The organism is Polyangiaceae bacterium (assembly GCA_020633205.1).
Lineage (GTDB): Bacteria > Myxococcota_A > Polyangia > Polyangiales > Polyangiaceae > JAHBVY01.
This window is the reverse complement of sequence record JACKEB010000012.1, coordinates 1-19578: the sequence shown is the minus strand read 5'-3', so window position 1 is coordinate 19578 and position 19578 is coordinate 1. Positions and strand designations below refer to the sequence as shown.

General features: G+C 64.3%; 22 protein-coding genes. 8 read left to right on the top strand and 14 right to left on the bottom strand.

Annotation, left to right across the window (positions count from 1 at the left end; translation table 11 throughout):
- Positions 1-6: 6 nt before the first annotated feature.
- Together H6718_12070 and H6718_12065 are read right to left on the bottom strand one after the other, a co-directional pair.
- Positions 7-369 carry a hypothetical protein gene (locus tag H6718_12070; GenBank protein MCB9586129.1) on the bottom strand — a complete coding sequence of 121 codons (363 nt, stop codon included), beginning with the start codon at positions 367-369 and terminating at the stop codon, positions 7-9.
- A 14-nt stretch (positions 370-383) separates the two neighbouring features.
- A complete protein-coding gene (locus H6718_12065) occupies positions 384-737 on the bottom strand; it encodes a transcription initiation protein (protein MCB9586128.1) in 354 nt (117 codons plus the stop codon).
- Positions 738-980: 243 nt separating this feature from the next.
- Here H6718_12065 and H6718_12060 point away from each other — a divergent pair, with 243 nt between their 5' ends.
- The 4 genes from H6718_12060 (at position 981) to H6718_12045 (ending at position 4908) form a co-directional block, all read left to right on the top strand.
- Positions 981-1769 carry a phytanoyl-CoA dioxygenase family protein gene (locus H6718_12060; protein ID MCB9586127.1) on the top strand — a complete coding sequence of 263 codons (789 nt, stop codon included), beginning with the start codon at positions 981-983 and terminating at the stop codon, positions 1767-1769.
- A gap of 521 nt (positions 1770-2290) precedes the next feature.
- Entirely contained in the window at positions 2291-3139 is an 849-nt protein-coding gene (gene rsgA, locus H6718_12055) for a ribosome small subunit-dependent GTPase A (protein ID MCB9586126.1), read from the top strand.
- A gap of 118 nt (positions 3140-3257) precedes the next feature.
- Positions 3258-3650: a hypothetical protein gene (locus H6718_12050; protein ID MCB9586125.1), complete on the top strand. Its 393-nt coding sequence runs from the start codon at positions 3258-3260 to the stop codon at positions 3648-3650.
- A gap of 19 nt (positions 3651-3669) precedes the next feature.
- Entirely contained in the window at positions 3670-4908 is a 1239-nt protein-coding gene (locus H6718_12045) for a sigma-70 family RNA polymerase sigma factor (GenBank protein ID MCB9586124.1), read from the top strand.
- Here the strand turns inward: H6718_12045 and H6718_12040 are convergent.
- From H6718_12040 to H6718_11990, 11 genes are all read right to left on the bottom strand, one after another.
- Positions 4905-5135 carry a hypothetical protein gene (locus H6718_12040; GenBank protein ID MCB9586123.1) on the bottom strand — a complete coding sequence of 77 codons (231 nt, stop codon included), beginning with the start codon at positions 5133-5135 and terminating at the stop codon, positions 4905-4907. The two genes, H6718_12045 and H6718_12040, sit on opposite strands and share 4 nt — an antisense overlap.
- 27 nt (positions 5136-5162) lie before the next feature.
- Positions 5163-5735, bottom strand: a complete 573-nt coding sequence (locus H6718_12035) for a dihydrofolate reductase (GenBank protein ID MCB9586122.1) — start codon at positions 5733-5735, stop codon at positions 5163-5165.
- A gap of 37 nt (positions 5736-5772) precedes the next feature.
- Entirely contained in the window at positions 5773-6147 is a 375-nt protein-coding gene (locus H6718_12030) for a VOC family protein (GenBank protein ID MCB9586121.1), read from the bottom strand.
- 105 nt (positions 6148-6252) lie between these two features.
- Positions 6253-6666, bottom strand: coding sequence for a VOC family protein (locus H6718_12025; protein ID MCB9586120.1), 414 nt, complete (start codon positions 6664-6666; stop codon positions 6253-6255).
- Positions 6667-6764: 98 nt separating this feature from the next.
- Positions 6765-7181, bottom strand: a complete 417-nt coding sequence (locus tag H6718_12020) for a GFA family protein (protein ID MCB9586119.1) — start codon at positions 7179-7181, stop codon at positions 6765-6767.
- Between the two features lie 56 nt (positions 7182-7237).
- Positions 7238-8815 (bottom strand): DHA2 family efflux MFS transporter permease subunit, encoded by a 1578-nt coding sequence (locus H6718_12015; protein MCB9586118.1) that lies wholly within the window; start codon positions 8813-8815, stop codon positions 7238-7240.
- Complete coding sequence (locus H6718_12010) at positions 8812-10101, bottom strand: HlyD family secretion protein (protein MCB9586117.1); 1290 nt, start codon at positions 10099-10101, stop codon at positions 8812-8814. The genes H6718_12015 and H6718_12010 overlap by 4 nt, the downstream gene beginning before the upstream one ends.
- Positions 10082-10546, bottom strand: a complete 465-nt coding sequence (locus H6718_12005; protein ID MCB9586116.1) for a MarR family transcriptional regulator — start codon at positions 10544-10546, stop codon at positions 10082-10084. The genes H6718_12010 and H6718_12005 overlap by 20 nt, the downstream gene beginning before the upstream one ends.
- A gap of 53 nt (positions 10547-10599) precedes the next feature.
- Positions 10600-11643 (bottom strand): methyltransferase, encoded by a 1044-nt coding sequence (locus H6718_12000; GenBank protein MCB9586115.1) that lies wholly within the window; start codon positions 11641-11643, stop codon positions 10600-10602.
- 44 nt (positions 11644-11687) lie between these two features.
- A complete protein-coding gene (locus H6718_11995) occupies positions 11688-12563 on the bottom strand; it encodes a helix-turn-helix transcriptional regulator (protein ID MCB9586114.1) in 876 nt (291 codons plus the stop codon).
- A 13-nt stretch (positions 12564-12576) separates the two neighbouring features.
- Entirely contained in the window at positions 12577-12927 is a 351-nt protein-coding gene (locus H6718_11990) for a helix-turn-helix transcriptional regulator (protein ID MCB9586113.1), read from the bottom strand.
- 76 nt (positions 12928-13003) lie between these two features.
- On the opposite strand from H6718_11990, the gene H6718_11985 reads away from it, so the two are divergent.
- Both H6718_11985 and ppsA read left to right on the top strand, forming a co-directional pair.
- The gene (locus tag H6718_11985) at positions 13004-13993 is read left to right on the top strand and encodes an NAD(P)-dependent alcohol dehydrogenase (protein ID MCB9586112.1); all 990 of its coding nucleotides are present in this window, start codon (positions 13004-13006) and stop codon (positions 13991-13993) included.
- Between the two features lie 72 nt (positions 13994-14065).
- On the top strand, positions 14066-16387 hold the full coding sequence (gene ppsA / locus H6718_11980; protein ID MCB9586111.1) for a phosphoenolpyruvate synthase: 2322 nt from the start codon (positions 14066-14068) through the stop codon (positions 16385-16387).
- Here the strand turns inward: ppsA and H6718_11975 are convergent.
- Positions 16362-17021, bottom strand: coding sequence for an NAD(P)-binding domain-containing protein (locus H6718_11975; protein MCB9586110.1), 660 nt, complete (start codon positions 17019-17021; stop codon positions 16362-16364). The two genes, ppsA and H6718_11975, sit on opposite strands and share 26 nt — an antisense overlap.
- Positions 17022-17123: 102 nt before the next feature.
- On the opposite strand from H6718_11975, the gene H6718_11970 reads away from it, so the two are divergent.
- Positions 17124-18074, top strand: a complete 951-nt coding sequence (locus H6718_11970) for a LysR family transcriptional regulator (protein MCB9586109.1) — start codon at positions 17124-17126, stop codon at positions 18072-18074.
- Positions 18067-19551, top strand: a complete 1485-nt coding sequence (locus H6718_11965; protein ID MCB9586108.1) for a response regulator — start codon at positions 18067-18069, stop codon at positions 19549-19551. The genes H6718_11970 and H6718_11965 overlap by 8 nt, the downstream gene beginning before the upstream one ends.
- The last annotated feature ends 27 nt before the right edge of the window (positions 19552-19578 follow it).

The window sequence follows — 19578 nt, the reverse complement described above, 5'->3', positions numbered from 1 at the left end:
ACGGAATTAACCGCTGGCGCCAGGCAGCGGCAAGCACTCCATGATTTCGACGCCGTCCCCGGGGAAGATGCTGAAGTGAGGGTGACCCTCGAAGAGCTTTGCCGCTTCGGCGTGACTCTGCGCCCGGACGATCACGTAGGCCACCAGGTGGTTCTTGGAGTCGCTGAGGCCCTGACGGTTTGCGAGCTTCGTCGTGCCGAGGGGCCCTCCGCCGTCGACGATGCGGTCGGCGTTGCGCTTACCCCACTCCATCCAGGCTTGCATGCCGGCGGCGCGACGCTCGGCTTGCTCGGCCTCGCTGAGCCGGTCCCAGCCCGTCTCCGCATGGGAGTCCTTGGTTCCGGTGTACACCGCGAGAAAGTTCTTCATCTGCTTGGCTCCTCTCAGAAGTCCATCTGGGCGATGGGGCGCACTTCGACGGACGTCTCCCCCTGCAACATCGGACAACTCGCGGCGAGCTCCGACGCCTGCTCTAGGCTCTCCGCGCGGATCAGCGAGAAGCCGAGCACGATGTCCTTCAGCTCGGTGAACGGTCCGTCGGTGACCAGGCCCTTGCCCTTCACGACGCGGCCGGCGCGGTCCAGGGGCTGACCCGGATCGACGAGGTGACCCTTGGTCTCGAGCTCTGCCATCCAAGCCGCGAACGCCTGCATGTTCGCTTGGGCTGCCTCAGGGGTGCCCATCTCTCGCTGGTTGTCTTCGGGGGTCGCTCGGTAGAGGAAAATGAAATTGGCCATGTGTGTTCCTTGAGTTGAAGCCTGACCCATTTGCCAAGCTACCCGAACGACGCGCGAGTTGGGGCCGTCCGGACATGCGGCGCCCCTCCCCCCCCCGAAAAAACTGAAGTGGGACAGATTGCGCGCTGCGCCGTGTCGGCGCAGACTGCGGTCGATGATGTTCGCCGTCTTCCTCGCCTGACGTCGCCGCGCGCCTGCGCGGTCAGTCAGCCGTTGCGTCTGTACCCAGCGAGGAGGATAGGTATGTCTGTAGACCTTGGCGCGCCAGCGTGCGCGCAGCTTGAAGCATTTCTGAGTCAGGGCTTTGTGGCACTGCCCGGCGCTCTCAACCCGAACACAGCGCGTGCAGCCAGCGAAGCAGTGCTAGCGGCAATCGAGCACCCAAGCGGCCAACAAGAACCCGTGGCGAGGGCTACGCCAGCGCACCCCGCGTGCGCCCGGGCGCTTGTAAGTCCGACCCTCGATGCGGCGTACGACTTGCTTCTGGGCGATGGGCGCTGGCAGCCCCGAAGCGATCTCGGCTCCTGCGTGGTTCGTTTCCCCGCGACAACGCCTGCGCCGGACACGGGGTGGCACGTCGATGCAGGCTTTGGTTGGGAGACCGAAGCCGACTTCATGCAATGGCGTGTCAATGTGAGGTCGCGCGGGCGAGCGCTGCTCCTCTTGGTGCTGCTCTCGGACGTTGGGGAAGACGATGCACCGACTCGGCTGCTCGTCGGTTCGCACGTCAGGCTGGCAAGGCACCTCACCCAGCACGGCGAGCGTGGGCAGACGCTGCAGGAGTTGGTTGAGAGCGGAGTGCTGGACCCCGGCTCCGACGAGGTTGCCCTGGCCACTGGGACCGCGGGTACGGTGTTCGTGTGTCACCCGTTTCTGGTTCACGCAGCTCAAGATCACCACGGAAAGGCCCCTCGAGTCCTCGCGCAGCCAGCCATCTTCGCGCGTGGGGAGTTGTCCCTGGAGAGCGACCCGCCAAACGCGGTCGAGCGGGCGATCCTTGACGCGACAAGGACCCGCCGCCGCAACGAGTGAGTCTCGACTTGCACAGCGCCCCTCGGCGTGCGAGGCTCCACTCCAGAAAGGAGGCCGAACTGATGACTGTGATCCCCCGTAACCCGTCTTGTTTTGCCTCCGTGGCCGTTGCCGTCCGGAGCTGATGCCCGTCTGCTCAGCGTTGCGTTCGTCTTTTCGCAGCGCTGTGTAGCTGACGTTTCGGCTCCGAGCCTGAGCGCTTGAATGCACCCTTGCGCGTTCCCTGAGTGGGAGCCGCGAGCGCTTCGCGCCCGGCTACCAGCGCACGTCGGAGGCCTGACTTCCCTCGCAATGATGCGGAGTTTCTCGACGTGTTTTCTCTCGAACAACTAGGTTTTTCAGGTTTTTTCGCCGCTCAGGCGGCTGAATACGCAGCAGACGGTTGGATCCCTGCACGCGTTTCCGCGGCTGCTCAAAGTCGCTTTCATGTGCTGGGCTGCGACGCACCACTTGCGGAGCTTTCCGGACGGTTACGCCATGAGTTGAGTGGAGCGCAGCGCCCCAACACGGGGGACTGGGTGATGCTCGACGTGCAAGGGGAGCACGCCACGATTCAAGCGGTGTTGCCCCGACGCACCGCTTTGGTCCGCCGCGCCGTGCGCGGTGGCGGCGAACAGCTGGTCGCGGCGAACGTGGATGTGTTCTTCATCGTCACCTCCGCGAACGAAGACTTCAGTCCGCGCCGGCTCGAGCGCTACGTGACTGCCGTGTGGGACAGCGGCGCGCGCCCGGTCATCGTGCTCAACAAGGTCGACCTAACGGAAGACCTCCCCGACTTCGTCGGTCAAATCGCAGCGGTCGCGCCGGGCGTCGCCTTCTTGAGCCTGAGCGCCCTCGAAGGCACGGGGCTCGAAGCGCTCGAGGCGCTCTTGGCGCCTGGGGTGACCTTTGGCTTCATTGGCTCCTCCGGCGTTGGCAAGTCGTCGCTCGTGAACCGCTTGCAGGGCAAGTCGACGCAGGTCGTTGCGGAAATCCGCGATGACGGAACCGGCCGCCACGCCACCACCCGACGCGAGCTCATCCCGCTGGCCAACGGCAGCGTGCTCATCGACACCCCGGGCATGCGGGAGTTCGGCGTCGTGGCAGATGACGCGAGCTTGGACGCCGCGTTCGCGGACATCGCCGAGCTGGCCACCCGCTGCCGCTTCCCAGACTGTCGACATGAGTCCGAGCCTGGGTGCGGCGTGCTGGCAGCGGAGGAGAGCGGTGAGCTAGCTAGCGAGCGCCTGCAGAGTTATCGCAAACTCTTGCGGGAGGCTGCTGCGTTCGAGCGTCGCCACAGCCCGGAGCAGATGAGCAACGCCAAGCGTCGCTGGAAGACGATCCACAAGCAAATGAGGCACTTCGACAAGTCGAAGCGCTACCGCTGAAGGCAATCGACTCGGCCCGATGAAAAAAAACGTCGGGCCTGTGTCGAGAACCCACCGCGAGCTCCGACAGCCCCATGAACCGCACACCTGCGGTGCCCAACCCAAAGGAACTTCGAACATGAAATTCATGCTGATGATGCACGCCCCCTACGGCGGTGGGAGCTACAAGCTGATGGAGTGGCCTGCGAAGGCGATTCAGAACCACATCGCGTTCATGAAGGACTTCGCGAGCCAGCTCGCGTCCCAAGGTGAGCTGATCGGTGCGGAAGGACTCGCGCCACCGGGAGACGCCCGCGTGGTCAAGGGTGACGCGAACGGCAAACCCGAGGTGAGCGACGGCCCATTCGCGGAGACGAAAGAGTTTTTGGTCGGCTACTGGGTCGTCGACGTCGAGACGGCTGAACGCGCCCACGAGATCGCCGCGGCTGCCTCCATGGCTCCGGGCTCCGATGGCGAACCGCTCCACCTCTCGATCGAGGTGCGCCAGGTGATGGAAGCCCCCAAGGTCTGAGCGTATCCTCTCGGCAACGATGAACCCGTTCCACGTCGAGCGTCTGTTGCGTGATGTTGCGCCTCAGGTGCTCGGCGTGCTGGTGCGTCGCTACGGCGATTTCGCCGCAGCGGAAGACGTGCTTCAAGAGGCGCTGATCGCGGCGGCTCAGCAGTGGCCCGAACAAGGCACCCCAGAGAACCCTTGCGGTTGGTTGGTGCACGTCGCCAAGCGGCGTATGCAAGACATTCAGCGTGCGGAGCTCGCCCGTCGCCGCAGAGAAGAGCTGGTGGTGATGCAGCCGGAAGAGCAGCACGCCCCAGCGCCCGACAGCGCGCTCGAGTTCGAACACGACGACGCGCTCAAGCTTCTGTTCATGTGCTGTCACCCGGCGCTGACGCGACCATCGGCCATCGCGCTCACACTGCGAGCCGTGGGCGGCCTCACGACGCAGGAAATCGCGCGCGCCTTCTTGGTCCCCGAAGCCACGATGGCGCAGCGGATCAGCCGCGCGAAGCAGAGTATCAAGCAGTCCGAGGTCCCGTTTGCGCTTCCGGGGGAGAGGAAGCTTCGCGAGCGCCTCGCTGCGGTGATGCAGGTGCTGTATCTCGTGTTCAACGAAGGCTACGCGAGCGGCGGGGAACAACTGTTGCGCGTGGACCTTGCGCTGGAAGCCATTCGGCTGACCCGTCAGTTGTTTCAAGGTTTCCCTGAGGATTCTGAGGTGGAGGGGCTGCTAGCGCTGATGCTGCTGACCGACGCTCGGCGCAAAGCCCGAGTGGGTGCACTCGGGGAGCCCATCCCGCTCGACGAACAAGACCGCACCCTGTGGGACGCGGCGCAGATTGAGGAAGGCACGCGCCGCATCGAGGCGGCGATGCAACGCGGCCCGACTGGGAGCTATCAAATCCAAGCGGCCATCGCAGCGCTGCACGACGAAGCCGAAACGGCGGAAACGACGGACTGGACCCAAATCAGCGCCTTGTACGAGGCGCTATATCGCCTAACGCAGAACCCAATGGTCGCCTTGAACGGGGCCGTGGCGTCCGCGATGGTGCACGGCCCTGCACACGGGCTCGAGTTGTTGAGCGCGCTCGAGGCGCGTGACCCGCGAGTCACCGACCACCTACGGCTGCACGTGGCACGCGCTCACCTGCTCGAACGACAAGGGGAAGTTGCAGCAGCGCTCTCTCATTACCGCGCGGCAGCTTCAAAGACCACGAGCTATCCTGAGCGGGACTACCTCTTGATGCGCGCTGCTCGGCTCGAGGGTGACTAAAGCGCTGGCCAGCTGAAGCCCGGCAGCATGCCTGAAGCCTCCAACGCCTTCGCGAAACCGATGAGCTCTAGCTCGCGCCAGCGTGGTCCGATGATCTGCAAGCCAATGGGGAGCCCGTGCTCATCCTGCCCCGCGGGCACCGCCAAAGCGGGAACGCCTGATAGGTTCGCCGGAATGAGTGGCGCAACCTGGGCGTAGTAAGGCAGCGGCGCGCCGTCGACCTCGATTGCTCTGCCGGGTTTCGTGGTAAGTCGCTAACGTCGTGGACGCAGGTGCCACTGCACCATGCCGCCCGGAAACGGGTAGTGGCCCAGGGTTTCGAAACCGTGGCGAGCGCTCACCCCCGCGAACAGCGGGATCCCGCTGCCTAATACGATGGGAGCGAGGGTGACCACCAAATCGTCGATCAGCTTCGCGTCAAGCGCCTGGCGTATCAGGTTGCCGCCGTCGATGTAGACGTCCTTGCCACCCGCTAGCTCGAGCGCTTGCTTAACCAAGGTCTGGATGTCTCCTGCTGCGCCAGTCACTTGCGGCCGTTGAGTGACTAGCTCGCGAGAGGTCGCGATCAGCATCGGCAGCTCCCCGTAGGGCCACTCTCCCCCAAACCCTTCGACCACCTCGTAGGTGCGTCGACCCATCAGCACGGCACCTAGTTCCCCGAGGAATTGTTCGAAGCCGAGGGCGCCGCTGGCCGATTCGGGCTCCGGAGGCAGCCCTCCTGGTTCGCTCTCCACACCCGGCAGCCACGACAGGTCGTCGTCGGCGCCGGCAATGAAGCCGTCGAGGGAGCAAGCGATGTACACGCGGAGTTTGCCGGTTGAGCTCATGGGGTCGAGCTTACGCGGTAGCGCTGACAGCGTACTGTCAGGAGGGGCTGTCGAGCTGATGCAGGAGGATCGAGTTGCCTTCGGAGTCGAGACAAACGGCCATCGCGCAGTGCGGGCCGCGGATCCCCTCGGCAGAAAACTCGACGCCCTTGGCCTTCAGCTCCGCGACGAGGGCTGCAAGGTCGCTGACCTCGAGGGCGATGGTCCCACCCGAATTCGTACTGGGCGAGGCGTCACCCACGTTGGTCAACGCCAAGCAGCCGCCTCCAGGCAGGTCGTATTCGATCCACACCACGCCATGCTGGCCGCCGTGCATACCGACCTTCAGCCCAAGCGTCTCTTCGTAGAACCGCCGGGCGCGATCGGGGTCCTTGATGGGGTACATCGTGAACGCGACCTTCTGAATGCTCATGCTCATTTCCCTCGCGCGAGGTTCTCGGCGGCTCGCGCCGCGACCAACTTGCTGACCAGCTCGCCTGGTAACGGATTTTCCGGGAGGAACCGAATCCAGAGCGCCTCAGTTTTTCAGGCAGTTGAGCATCCACTCAACACCGAAGCGATCCCGCACGACGCCAAACAGTGCGCCCCACGGCGCGTCAAACACCGCGTTGACGACCTCGCCGCCTTGCTCGAGCGCACCAAACACACGTCGAAGCTCGTCTGCGTCGTCGAAATCGAGAGCTACGCAGACGAGCCCACTGGGAGGCAACTCTCCAGCTGCCGGCCCATCGCTCAGCATCAACGTGGTTGCCCCCACCTTGAGCACGCAGTGCATCACGTTATCCTTTTGCGCCTCGCTGCAGCTTTGATCCATCTGGCCAAAGGTGAGCAGGGGCTCCGCGCTGGCGCCCAGCGCTCCGGAGTAGAACTCGATGGCCTGGCGGGCGTGGCCGTTGAGGATGAAATAGGGAGTCGCGGCTTGAATCGTCATCAGAAGCTCCGTGTTTCTTCGGCTGCTTGAGCCGAGCTACTCCTTTGACCCCAGCGAGAACCCAAACTCATCGCTCGCTGAAAGAAAAAACCGCGACGCTAGTCCCCTCCCTCATCGAACTGCGGGGCATCGCCCCCGATGTGATCCCAGGGGGCCTTGGAGCCGACGAAGAGGTGGCGGGCGATCTGGATCCCCGGGTCGCCGTCGATGCTCCCGAGCGTGACTCCACGCACGGTGCCTTCGTGGATCCCGCACAGGGTGGACCCGCACGTTCCGCAGAAGCCGATCTCCCAGCCATCGCCGCTTGCGTAGCGGCTCAGCGCGCGAGGTTCGTCGACCCAGCTGAAGCTGTCTGGGGCGAGGAACCCAAAGGAGGAGCCCGCACCGCTAAACACCTTTCGACACTTCGAACAATGACAGCTCTGAGCACCGACCAAGGGCCGGTCAACTTGGTAGCGCAAGGCGCCACAAAAGCAGCCGCCACGGAGCGGCTCTGCTTGGTTCTGTTCTGACATCAGTTGAGGAGGGTACGCGACGGTTCTCCCTCCCCCAACCCCGATCGGACTCAGCGCTACTCCAGCACGTGTGCTTGCTCGCTGGAGCTGTCCGAGCTCGCACCGCGCGCGACGTCTTTGAGCAACAGCGCGGGGATCACGCCGATCAGCACCACACCGGCGCCGACCAAAAACGCGTCGTTGAAACTCAAGACACCCGCCGCAAGTACCGCGTGCTTGCCGACTGTGGTCTGAGCGACTGCGAGCGCGGCGTGAGGAGGGACCCCAAGCTCGAGCGCTCGCAAGGTGACGTCGTGGGTCACCTCGAGCAGCGCTGGGGAACTCGCGCGCAGGCTCTCGCCAACCACGGCTCGATGAAAAGTGGCTCGATGACCGAGCACCGATGCCAAGACGGCGATGCCCAAAGAACCCGCGACCTGCTGCGTGAGACTCAACATGGATGAGGCCATGCCGGCATTCTGCGTGGGCACGGCGTTCATGGCAGCGGTCATGACAGGGGTGATCAAGAGCCCGAGTCCAACGCCACGAATCAGCGTGGGGAACAGCACGTCCCAGGTACTCGTCGTGACATCGAGGCGACGGTACATCCACATGAAGAGCGCCGTGAGTACCAGGCCCAAGAGCGTCGGGAGCCGAGGACCCGTGCGCTCTGCGATCCGCGCGGCAATGGGCATCATCGCTCCGATCACCAACGCCCCAGGCAGAAGCAAGAGTCCCGCTTCGACCTCTGATCGCCCCATATAGCTCTGCAAGAAGAGCGGCAATAAGAAGGTGCCCCCATAGAGCGCGATCGAGCGCGCGCCGGTGACCACGAGGGCGACCGAAAACTGCGTGTTCTTGAACAGACCGAGGTCAAGGATCCCTTCGCCCACGACCGACTCCACCGCCATGAACAACGCAAAGGAAATCGCACTGACTACCGCGCAAACGATGACGTAGCGGGAAGTCCAGCCCTCGTGGTTGCCATTCGAGAGCGCTAGCAACGCGGTCACCAGGAAGCTCGACAACAGCAAGAAGCCAGGGAGATCGAACGGCCGCCCCTGGCGGCTTCCGCCTTCCTCTCGCTGCAAGACGCGGGCGGAAGCAGCGAGCGCGATCATACCGACCGGCAGGTTGATATTGAAGATGCTGCGCCAGCCGAATATTTCCGTGAGGTAACCACCAAGGGTCGGCCCAATCGCCGGGCCGAGGATCACGCCCACGCCCCAGTAGCCCAGCGCGCGCCCGCGCTCCTTGGGCGGAAAGACCTCGGCGATCAAGGCCATCCCCGTCGGGGTCACTGCGCCGCCGCCGAATGCCTGAATCACCCGAGCGATGACCAGCGTGGTCAGGTTCGGCGCCAGCCCACACAATACGGAACCCAAGGTGAACACGGCGAGGCTGCCCATGTACAGCGAGCGATAGCCAATGCGCTCGCGGAGCCACGCGGTGAGTGGCATGAAGGTGGAGAAGCCGAGCATGTAGCCGGTGACCACCCACTCGATCTGGTCCACGTTGGCGCCGAAGCTCGCCATGATGTTTGGCAACGCCACGTTCACGATGCTGGCGTCGAGCGCTGACATCACGGTGCCGACCATCACCACCCCGAGCACCTTCCAGCGATAGCTCGGGTCGAGGGCTGCGGATTGGGTCATTGCACGCGGATCCGCAGCTCCACCGATTGCCCCACCCGCAGCGCTGCGAGTCGCGGGTTCTGATCGAGCGCCACACGAATCGGGATGCGCTGCACCACCTTGGTGAAGTTGCCTGCGGCGTTATCCGCGGGGATCAGTGCAAAGGCGGAAGCGGCGCTCTGAGCGACGACGTCGACGTGACCGCGCAGTTCGCCTCCCTCGTCGACCGAGACCTGAACCGCTTGCCCCTCGGCGAGCCGCGCAGACTGGGTCTCCTCGACGTTCGCCGCCACGTATGCGTGGTCGATATCGACTACGGTGACTGCGCCTTGTCCGGTCGACAGGTGTTCTCCCGGGTCCGCTTGCACGCGCACCACCACACCGGCGGTCGGGCTCTTCAGGGTCGTGCGGTCGAGGGCCAGCTTGGCAAGGGCTAGCTCCGCCTTGGCACTCGACAGCTGCGCCTCCGCCTTGTCCAGCTGACGCTTCTTCAGCGCGACCTTATCGGCGCCGGTGCCCGCCTCTTCGAGGTTCGCTTCCGCCAGCGCCACCTGGCCTCGGGAAATCGACACATCCTCAGGGCGTGAGCCTTCTTCGAGCAGGTCCAAGCCTGCCTGTTCAGCCTTCAAGCTCGCCTCCGCCGACTCTTTAGTTGTCCGCGCGGAATCAAGTGACTGCTGGGTCGATGCACCCTGATCGAGCAAGCTCTGCGTGCGCTCGAAGTTGCGGGACGCTTCGGCGACACGTGCCTTGGCGGCGGCCACCCGTGCTTTGGCTTGGTCGAGCTCTTCGTTGCGGGGACCGTGCACTGTACGCAAGAGCGCGGCCTTCGCAGAGTGAACTGTGGCCTTGGCGCGGCTCACGGAGGCGCTCGCGAGATGCCGTTCGAGCGCGAGGCCGGTCTTGGCTTCGGCAACGTTGGCTTCCGCCAGCTTCACGCTGGCTTCGGCGCGCAGGACCTGGGCGCGCTCGGAGTCCGAGTCGAGCTGAATCAGGGCTTGTCCTGCTTCGACTCGCTCGCCCTCGCGTACCAGTACTTTCACCACTCGGCCGCCCACGCCGTCGGCCGCGACGGCGACGGTTGGGGCAGCGATGCGTGCATCGTCTGTGGTGACGTAAGGGCGATAGCGCACCCACCAGAGACCCGCTCCGGCGAGCAGCGCCGCCACGACACCCAGCAGCACGCGGCGAACCCGCGGATGCCTGAGAGCGCTCAGCCGGCTGGGAGCCGCCGGAGGTTGGCGCCCTTGGGAGCCGCTCGACTCGGTTTCGCCCAGAACTTCTGCTTCACGCGGTGCCGCCGACACGTCGCGCCTCCAGCTCTCCCCCAGAATCCGCAACTTGGCCGAGTGCATCGGTGATCTTGCTTGCCAACGCGATGAACTGCGCCTGCTCGCTCTTGGACAGCGCCTTCGACGTGGTAGCCGCAAGCGCGTCAAAGGTGGCATCCAGCGGCCCGAGGGCCTTGAGCCCCGCCTTCGTCAGACTGATCTCGCGCTCACGGCGATCGGTCGCGCTCTGCTTCCGCGTGACCAGGCCGCGCCGCTCGAGCTGGTCCAACATACGCACGACAAAGGACGGGTCGTTGACCGTCGCCCGGGCGAGCGCCGCTTGTGAAGTGCCAGGCGTTGCGCGTATCTCCCGCAGCAAGCCAGCCTGGCGGGCGCTGATCTCACCGCTGAACGTCGCGCTGAACGCGCGCACGAGGCCGCGGCGAAGCTCGATGATCGCAGTCAGCATATCCATGGACATGACAATGATTGTAGTGTCCATAATTCAAACGGCAAGCCCGGACGGCGCTCGCCCTAGCTCACCGCGCGGCAGATCAGCGCGCTGTAGAACCCACCACAACTCAGCGTGCGTTCCACGGAGAGCCCAGCGCTCTCCGCCAGGCGAGCAAACTCTTCCCGGCTGCGTTCCTTGCCGCCCGTGTTGACCAACATATTCAGATCACTGAAGGCCATCACCCACGCAAACTCTGGAGGCGTCGGCGCATCCGCCGGCATCGCAAAGGGCTCGATGATCGCCAAGTGGCCACCACTCGCGATTGCCCTTCGGCAGTTCTCCAGGATGATCCGCGACCGCTCATCGCTCCAGTCGTGGATCACGCTCTTCAGGAGCAGCCAGTCTGCCGCAGGCGGCGCTTGTTCGAACAGGTCCCCTGCAACGAAGGCCGCGCGTTGACTCAAGCCTCGCTGTGCGAACAAGCGCTCGGCACCTGGCTTGGCGTGAGCCAGGTCGAACACGCTTCCGCTGGCTCGCCCGTCGCGCTCGAGCGCGGCGCAGAGGAGCGCGCCGAATCCGCCACCCACGTCGATCACGCTCGCTCCTGCGGGGAGCTCCAAGGCCTGGATGATGCCTGCTGCTTGTCCGGTGGTGCCATCCGCCATGGCCTGATGAAAGACCCCCGCCGCGGTCGGGTCGGCGAACAGCGCGTCGAACGTCTCCGTTTCCGTGCGGCGATTTTCGCCCACAGCGTAGGCTGCACGCCCGCTGCGCACGCACTCGATGAGTCGCCCCCAGGCGCGCCACACCTCCGCGCCACCCATCAGGCGCGACCAGGCACGCCGGGAGCCGTCGACGTCACTCCTCAGAAACTGGCCAAGAGCCGTCAAGGCATAGCCAGCGTCGCCCTTCTTTGCGACGTTCAAGACGCACAGCGCATCGAGCAAGCGCTGGGTAGCCTCAGCATGCGTCCCCAGCCGCTCGGCGACCACGTCGGCCTTCAGCGGTGCCGAAGCCAGGGCGTCTGCGACGCCCAACTCCGCGGCGGCATGCAACGCCTGCGGCACCCACAGGCTCATCATCAGCCTACCAAGCTCGAAACCGTTCGCTGCGTCGTCACTCATGCTCCCTGCATACTGACCGGAGCGAAGCGCGGCTTGAACGATTGTTACCTGCCCTCGAACAACTCGACGTGGGGCGCCCCGAGCAGGGCGGTTAGCCCTCTGGGAGTCAGACCGCTGAAGCGCTTCACGTTGCGAGCGAGGTGCGCCTGATCCGAGAAGCCGAACTCCTGGGCCAACTCAGCCAAGGAAGGCATTGGCTGACGCGGCGTCCCTACCGCTTTCAGCGCCTCCGTGAGGCCCTCGAACCGCGTGAGTTCCGCATACAGCTTGGGCGTGACGCCAACCTGATCTTGGAAGAGCGCCGACAAGTGCTTGCGGCTGAAGCCAAGCTGCCGCTGAAGCTCCTGGATGGATACGCTGCCACGGGTAGCTCGAATCGCCTGCACGGCCCAGGCGATGTCGCGCCGGGCGTCGAGCGTCCTGAGGCGCTGGCGAAGGAAGCCCGCGACCCAGGCGAAGCGCTCTTCCCAGGTATCGAGGCTCGCGAACTGGCGGGTCACTCCACCCCGAAAACTGTCGAGACTCGCTGCGTCGACGACCAGTCCCATCAATGCGCCGAGGGGCAAGCCGAGGACACGGCGCGCTGCGGTGGGCATCAAGCTGACCTGGACGCCCGCCTGCTCCCCAGCGTGCTCCGTCAGCGCAAAGCTATCATCTAAGCCAGTGACGAAGCTCTGGTCGCGTCGGGGACGACACACCTCCCCCCCACTGTCGGAGATACTGAGGGGCGGGCCAAACTCGAAGATCAGGTGGATGAGGCCGCCGGGCAGCTCCCGTTGTCGATGGGGCGCCGCGCGCTGCTCGCTGTAACCCACCCAAGACACCACGTCGCCGACCAAATCCGCAGGGATACACTGCGAGGCGATCACCCAGCGCGCGTCTGGCTGGACCTCGGTGACTACGGAAACCAGCGACGACACCTAGGGCACCCTATCACTCCGCCGCACGAGCAGCGACACTGCGCTTGTAGCGCTCGCCCCAGGCGCGAAGGTCCTGAAGCATCGGGCGCAGCGCCTTGCCCAAATCTGTCAGCTCGTACTCGACCCGCGGCGGGACCTCGGCGAACACAGTGCGAGTGAGCAAGCCGTCCTCCTCGAGCTCCCGCAGCTGCAAGGTGAGCATGCGCTGGCTGCAGTCGGGCAGCTCCCGTCGGAGCTCGCTGAAGCGCAGTGCGCCGGCAAGCAGCTTGAACAGCACCACGCCCTTCCAGCGGCCTCCAATCACGCCGAGCGCGGTCTCCACCGCGCAGCGGCTCTTCTCTTGGACCTGTCTAGTTTTGGCCATTAGTTCTCTTCTTGTAAGTACTAGCTAAATTTGTGCGTACTTGCGAGAAGAGAACCACGCCTCTAGGTCCAGAGCCATGCAAACCTGGCAGTTGGACCCGAAACTCGGCCTGACACTTCAACCCGTCGAGGCCCCCCCTCTCGGCCCCACCGACGTGCGCGTGCGCATGCGCGCGGCCTCCCTCAATTACCGTGACCTCTTGATCGCAAAGGGCGCCGCGTCACGCAGCGCACCGGTGATCCCGGCTTCCGATGGCGCGGGCGAAGTCATTGCCGTGGGGGAACAGGTGAGCCGCTTTAGGGTCGGCGATCGCGTGATGGCGAACTTCTTTCCCGCCTGGGTCGATGGCGAGCTCTCGGAGGCCGGTCATCAGAGCGCGCTCGGGGGCAACGCGCCGGGTGTCCTGCGCGAGGAGCTGGTGCTCGACGAGAAGAGCTGGGTCTCGATGCCCAAAGGCTGGAGCTTCGAAGAGGCTGCGACGTTGCCGTGCGCCGGCCTGACCGCTTGGCAGGCACTGTTTGAAGTGACGCGTCTAAAGCCCGGGCAGAAGGTGCTGCTGTTGGGTTCCGGAGGCGTGTCCGTGTTCGGCCTCCAGCTAGCCAAGGCCGCGGGCGCGCACGTGACCATCACCACCAGCCAAGACGCGAAAGCTGACCGTCTGCGCGCCTTGGGTGCGGACGAGGTCGTCAACTACAAGAGCACCCCAAACTGGGGCAAGCACATCCGCGAGGCAACAGGCGGCGTCGATCTCGCCCTCGAGGTGGGTGGAGCTGGCACCTTCGAACAGAGCATCGAAGCTCTCAGGTTTGGGGGAGAGTTGAGCCTGATCGGCGTGCTCGGAGGGATCCGCGCAGAGCTGAGCCTGTATGGCCTGATGCACAAGCGGCTCACCGTCCATGGAATTTACGTCGGCTCCGTCGCGATGTTCGAGCGCTTCGTTCAGGCGCTGGACGCGACCAAGCTCAGGCCGATCATCGACAAGACGTACAGCTTCGCCGATCTCAAGGATGCCTATGCACACTTGGAGAGTGGTGAACACCTGGGGAAGGTAGTGGTTCAGATCTGAGCGGCCAACGCTACGGAATGCGCTTTGCAGCACCCCCTTCGGCACCCTGACGCCAAGGTGGAGGAGCGAACCATGCAGAGCCAAGAGATTGAGTCGGAACGTGAAAGCAAAGCTCCTCAGTGGGTGCGTCGGTTTGCCGATCTCGGCAAAGCCGATTCACCTATCGCGGGCGGAAAGGGCGCGAATCTCGGGGAGCTCACGCGGGCGGGCTTCCCAGTGCCGACCGGGTTCGTGATCACTGCCGACGCCTACTTGGCCTCGATGCAATCGGCTGGTGTGCGAAAGCAACTGATCGATCTCGCAAACGCTCCCTTCGAGGGCGACGCAGCACTTGCGCAGCTCGCCGGGCAGCTCAAGCAAATCGTTCGCGAAGCGGGACCAACCGCTCAAGTGCGCGAGGCCGTGACGCGAGCCTACGCAGAACTAGGAGCCGACGTTCGAGTTGCCGTCCGCTCCTCAGCGACATCCGAAGACGCTGCCGGCACGTCGTTCGCGGGCATGAACGAGACGTTCACCAATGTTTCAGGGGTGGAACAGTTGCTCGAGCGCCTGGTCGACTGTTGGGCGAGCGTGTGGGGGAAGCGCGTGCTTGTCTACCGGCAGAGCCAAGGGATGTCCGAAGAACCCGCCATCGCCGTGGTGGTGCAGCTCATGGTGGACTCCACGCGGTCGGGTGTGATGTTTACCGCCAACCCCTCAGACAACCGGCGGGATCGTGTGGTGATAGAAGCCGCGTTTGGCTTGGGCGAGGTTGTGGTCAGCGGACAGGTCGAGCCCGACACTTACGTGCTCGACAAGCAAGGGCCGACGCTGCTGGAGACACGTATCGGGCACAAGACACACCAGCTGCTCTGGGACACCGCCGGCGCCCAACGTCGGTTCCCCTTGGACGATCGGCAGGCGCGCGCGCGAGTACTCAGCGAGGCCGAAGTCGCACAGGTGGCTGAACTCGGGTTGCAGGTGGAACGACACTACGGCATGCCACAAGACCTCGAGTGGGCATTCGATGGCGCGGGGGCGCTGTTCCTTCTCCAGACCCGCCCCATCACCACGCTGACAGAAGCGGAGCCCGCGGGCGCAGAGTTGCTTCGCGGGCTTGGTGCGTCACCCGGGCGAGTCGCTGGCCCGGTCTGCAAGCTCAACTCGCCGAGCGAAGCCGACTTGTTTCCTCCCGGCAGCGTTCTCGTCGCGAGCATGACGAGCCCGGACTGGGTCCCTATCTTGCGCCGGGCGGTGGCGCTGGTCACCGATGGAGGCGGTATGACGTGTCATGCGGCCATCGTCAGCCGCGAGCTACGCATCCCCTGCGTCGTTGGGACCCGCACGGCGACCACCAGCCTGCGAAATAGCGAGCTCGTGACCGTGGACGGTCGTGAAGGTCGAGTCTATTCCGGTGATGTGACCGGCAGCCCAGTGGTGACGGGCGGGGTCACTCCTGCTGCGGCCGTCGCGGCCCCGGTTGTGGAGGTAGCCCCGGCCACAGCGACCAAGCTCTACGTGAACCTCGCCATCGCCGACCAAGCAGAGCGCGTTGCAGCCCTGCCAGTCGACGGTGTGGGGTTACTCCGCGCGGAATTCATGATCACCGACGCCCTGGCTGGCGTGCACCCGAAGAAGCTGATCGCCGACGGAGGCAGCCAACGCTTCGTTGAGCTGATGAGCGAGTCTTTGCTGCGCATCACGCGCGCGTTCGCGCCCAGACCGGTGATCTATAGAACCTACGACTTCCGCACCAACGAGTTCCGGGGACTCTCGGGTGGTCAAGACTTCGAGCCCCACGAAGAGAACCCGATGATTGGCTATCGCGGGTGCTACCGCTACGTGAAGGATCCGGGCTTGTTCGACCTGGAACTCGACGTGCTCGCCAGTGTCCGCGAGCAAACGCCAAACCTCCACGTCATGATCCCGTTCGTGCGCACGGCCTGGGAGCTCGAGGCTTGCCTCGAACGCATCGAACGCCACTCACTCGGACGCCAGCGCGGTCTATTGCGCTGGGTCATGGCGGAAGTGCCGTCCATTGTCTATCGCATCCCGGACTACGCGAAATTGGGCATTCATGGCGTCTCGATCGGGTCGAACGACCTCACCCAACTCATGCTCGGAGTAGACCGCGACTCAGAAATCTGTGCGGAGCTGTTCGACGAAACCGACGCGGCGGTACTCGCGGCAATCCGCGACATCATTCACACCGCGTCAGCGAACGGGCTAACTTCTTCTCTCTGCGGTCAAGCCCCCTCGAATCGAGCCGACTTCGCCGAGCGGCTCGTACGCTTTGGGATCACGTCCATCTCCGTGAACCCGGACGCTCATGCCCGCGCTCGGCGCGCCATTGACGCGGCCGAGCGACGGGTACTGTTGGAGTCCGCGCTCACGCCTTCGCGCGGACAAGCTTGAGATTGAAATCGGGTGTGCCGAGCACACCGTAGAGCCGCGTCCAGAGCAGCAGCCAGGCTTCGAGTCCGCGGGAGGCAGCAATGCCTCCCATGTCAATCGGCGCCTCATGACCAAACGATTTGAGCACGTCGACGGCGACGCCTTTGGCGTCAGCGTTCTCCCCTGCCACGAACACATCGGTCGGCTCGCTGAGCCGCTGTGGTTCGACCATTAGGGTGTTCGAGAGCGTGTTGAAGGTCTTCACGACGTGCGCCTCTGGAGCCGCACGCTGGATCTGCTCTCCGAGGCTGTCGTCGTTCATCACGGAGAGCCGCGGTGGAAAGCCTTGAGAGAAGTCGAGGGGATTGGTCAAGTCGAGCACGACTCGCCCACTCAATTCCTCACGGATAGACTCAACGACGCTCACGGCATGCTCGCCTTTCAGCGCCAACCAGACCACATCTGCGCCGCGAGCCACCTCGCTGAAGCTCCCCTCTCCCGCGAGTTCACCGGCGCCCTTGGCCCACTCGACTGCTGCGGCGTTCCCACTCGTGCGGGACCCCATCTGTGTGGGTTGGCCAAGGGAAATCAGTTTGTTGGCGATCGCCTTCCCGACCATCCCCGTACCCAGTACCGCGTGCTTTCGTGTTGTCATCGTCGTCCCTTTCTTGGGCTTGAGCATAGGGAGTTCCCCCGTTCCCACAATGCGCCACACGTTCACCCTATAGTTGAGTAGAAGTTAACGATAAGCTGCGGCGTGTTTAGCATCAGTGCGGTTCAGGCTTTCGTGCAGGTCGCAGAACTCAGATCGTTCCGCCGAGCGGCAGGCCAGCTTGGTGTGAGCGCAGCGGCGATCAGCAAGGCGATCAGCGGTCTGGAGGAGCAAACCAGCATGGCGCTCTTCGACCGCACCTCCCGTAGCGTGGCATTGACGGACGCAGGCGCGCGCCTCTTGCCCCACTGCAAGCAGGCGCTCGAAGCGCTCAACGCCGGCGAAGCGGCTTTGTCTGAGTCGAGCAGCCAGGTGCGAGGTAGCCTGCGCATCAGCCTGCCCTTCGTGCTGGGCCCGTTACTGGTGGAGGCCTTACCGGCGTTTCTCGATCGTTTCCCCGAGGTAACATTCGACCTGCGTTTCACGGATCGATTCGTGTGGCTGCTCGAAGAAGACGTGGACGTCGCGTTGCGGATCGGAGAGTTGCCTGACAGCAGCTTGGTCGCGAAGCGGCTTGGGACGCTCGACTGGATGACAGTGGCCAGCGCTTCATACCTAGAGCGCCACGGCACACCGAAGCGGTTGAGCGACTTGAGCAAGCATCGTTGCCTGAAGTTCCGCGCTCCTTCCGGAGTGGCTGTAGAATGGGTGTTTGCAGCATCAGCGACCAACGCGCGACCACGGGTGGTTTCGCTCCCGACCAGCCACGTCTTCGATCAAGGAGAGCGCTTGCTCGATGCAGCTGCGGCGGGACTGGGAGTTGCTCAGGTCTTTGGCTTCCTGGGGCGAGAAGCGCTGACTTCGGGCAGAGTGCGCGCAATCCTCACGGAATTCAGCGCGTCGGGTCCACCGCTCCACGCGCTCGTCAAGCCGGGGCAAGTCCGGGTGCCCCGCATCCGCGAGCTCTTGACGGCGCTCCCCCAGATGCTGGGATTCGATCGCTCGGCACGCGCTCACTCGAGACCATCCCGTGGTAAGGTCCGTCGGGATGGCTGACCTTTTCCGCGACTCCCCTGCGATGCTGCATAGCATCGATCCGGAGGGTCGGATCCTTGACGTCAGCGATACCTGGCTGTCCAAGCTGGGGTACACGCGCGAGGAGGTGGTCGGACGGAAGTCCACCGACTTCCTCACGGAGGAGAGTCAGCGTTACGCGCGGGAGGTGGTGCTGCCTGCGTTCTTCGCCAGCGGGAGCTGCGACGTCGAGTACCAGATGTTGCGCAAGGACGGCTCGAGCTTCCCGGTGCGCTTGCGTGGCATCGCGATCTACGACGAGGAAGGTAACGTCCTGCGGAGTTCGGCAGCGCTGGAGGACCTCACTGGGCAGCGGGAGCTCGAGCGTCGCATGCGAGAGGCGCAGAAGCTCGAGAGCCTTGGCCTGATGGCAGGAGGCATCGCGCACGACTTCAACAACTTGCTGGTGTCTATCCTAGGCAACGCGCAGATCGCCCTGGACGAAGTGCGGCATCTGCCCGACGCGCTCGCATCACTCACCGACATCATGACCGCCACGCGACGTGCAGCGGACCTGTGTCGGCAACTGCTGGCGTACTCCGGTAAGGGTCGCTACCAGGACGAGCTGCTCAACGTCTCCGAGTTGGTGCGGGAGATCGCCCAGGTGCTCGACGTCAGCGTCGGCCGCGACGCCCTAGTGAAGCTCGAGCTTGGCGAAGGCTTGGCGACGATTGGGGACGCGACGCAGCTACGCCAGGTCGTGATGAACCTCGTGCTCAACGCTGGTGAGGCGCTGGAGGGCAACCGGGGCCTGGTGAGCATCGCCACCACGCTGCGAGAACTGGACAGCGAGGTGATCGCGCGGAGCTCCAACCTGGCCGCTGCACCGGGGCTCTACGTCTGCATCGAGGTATCAGACACTGGCTGTGGTATCCCCGAGGAAAATCGCGACAAGGTCTTCGACCCGTTCTTCACGACCAAGCCGACTGGGCATGGACTGGGACTCGCGGCAGTGCATGGCATCGTCCGTGCCCACCATGGCACGATCACGCTCTACACTGCGGAAGGGCGCGGCACGAGCATCAAGGTCTTTTTGCCCGCCGCGAAAGAGACCAGCGAGAGCCTGCGTCGCAAGACCCCAACGTCGTCCCACACGATCTTGGTAGTCGACGACGAGGAGAGCGTGCGCAACACGCTTTCCCGCCTGCTTGGGCGCGCTGGCTACCAGGTGGTAACCGCATCAAACGGGGAAGAAGCGCTGCTTCTCACTCAAGCGCGAGGCCAGGAGTTCGACGCCTTTTTGGTGGACGTCTCGATGCCGCAAATGAGCGGGCCTCAAGTCTTTGCGGCGATCCGCCAGCAGCTGCCAGAGGCAGTCGTGATTCTGATGAGCGGCTACAATCACGTCGACACCGTGCGCGAAGCCTTCAGCAACGGCCTCGCCGGCTTCTTGCAGAAGCCCTTCCTGCTCGACAGCTTCACCGAGATCTTGGAAGTCGCGCGCGGCAAGCACGGTTGACCCTCTCCCCCAAAGAGAGAGAGAGAG

What these genes read in the sequence shown, in the direction of transcription:
- H6718_12070 (MCB9586129.1), bottom strand. Translation starts at nt 369, where the DNA reads ATGAAGAACTTTCTCGCGGTGTACACCGGAACCAAGGACTCCCATGCG.
- H6718_12065 (MCB9586128.1), bottom strand. Translation starts at nt 737, where the DNA reads ATGGCCAATTTCATTTTCCTCTACCGAGCGACCCCCGAAGACAACCAG.
- H6718_12060 (MCB9586127.1), top strand. Translation starts at nt 981, where the DNA reads ATGTCTGTAGACCTTGGCGCGCCAGCGTGCGCGCAGCTTGAAGCATTT.
- rsgA (MCB9586126.1), top strand. Translation starts at nt 2,291, where the DNA reads ATGCTCGACGTGCAAGGGGAGCACGCCACGATTCAAGCGGTGTTGCCC.
- H6718_12050 (MCB9586125.1), top strand. Translation starts at nt 3,258, where the DNA reads ATGAAATTCATGCTGATGATGCACGCCCCCTACGGCGGTGGGAGCTAC.
- H6718_12045 (MCB9586124.1), top strand. Translation starts at nt 3,670, where the DNA reads ATGAACCCGTTCCACGTCGAGCGTCTGTTGCGTGATGTTGCGCCTCAG.
- H6718_12035 (MCB9586122.1), bottom strand. Translation starts at nt 5,735, where the DNA reads ATGAGCTCAACCGGCAAACTCCGCGTGTACATCGCTTGCTCCCTCGAC.
- H6718_12030 (MCB9586121.1), bottom strand. Translation starts at nt 6,147, where the DNA reads ATGAGCATTCAGAAGGTCGCGTTCACGATGTACCCCATCAAGGACCCC.
- H6718_12025 (MCB9586120.1), bottom strand. Translation starts at nt 6,666, where the DNA reads ATGACGATTCAAGCCGCGACTCCCTATTTCATCCTCAACGGCCACGCC.
- H6718_12020 (MCB9586119.1), bottom strand. Translation starts at nt 7,181, where the DNA reads ATGTCAGAACAGAACCAAGCAGAGCCGCTCCGTGGCGGCTGCTTTTGT.
- H6718_12015 (MCB9586118.1), bottom strand. Translation starts at nt 8,815, where the DNA reads ATGACCCAATCCGCAGCCCTCGACCCGAGCTATCGCTGGAAGGTGCTC.
- H6718_12005 (MCB9586116.1), bottom strand. Translation starts at nt 10,546, where the DNA reads ATGTCCATGGATATGCTGACTGCGATCATCGAGCTTCGCCGCGGCCTC.
- H6718_12000 (MCB9586115.1), bottom strand. Translation starts at nt 11,643, where the DNA reads ATGAGTGACGACGCAGCGAACGGTTTCGAGCTTGGTAGGCTGATGATG.
- H6718_11990 (MCB9586113.1), bottom strand. Translation starts at nt 12,927, where the DNA reads ATGGCCAAAACTAGACAGGTCCAAGAGAAGAGCCGCTGCGCGGTGGAG.
- H6718_11985 (MCB9586112.1), top strand. Translation starts at nt 13,004, where the DNA reads ATGCAAACCTGGCAGTTGGACCCGAAACTCGGCCTGACACTTCAACCC.
- ppsA (MCB9586111.1), top strand. Translation starts at nt 14,066, where the DNA reads ATGCAGAGCCAAGAGATTGAGTCGGAACGTGAAAGCAAAGCTCCTCAG.
- H6718_11975 (MCB9586110.1), bottom strand. Translation starts at nt 17,021, where the DNA reads ATGACAACACGAAAGCACGCGGTACTGGGTACGGGGATGGTCGGGAAG.
- H6718_11965 (MCB9586108.1), top strand. Translation starts at nt 18,067, where the DNA reads ATGGCTGACCTTTTCCGCGACTCCCCTGCGATGCTGCATAGCATCGAT.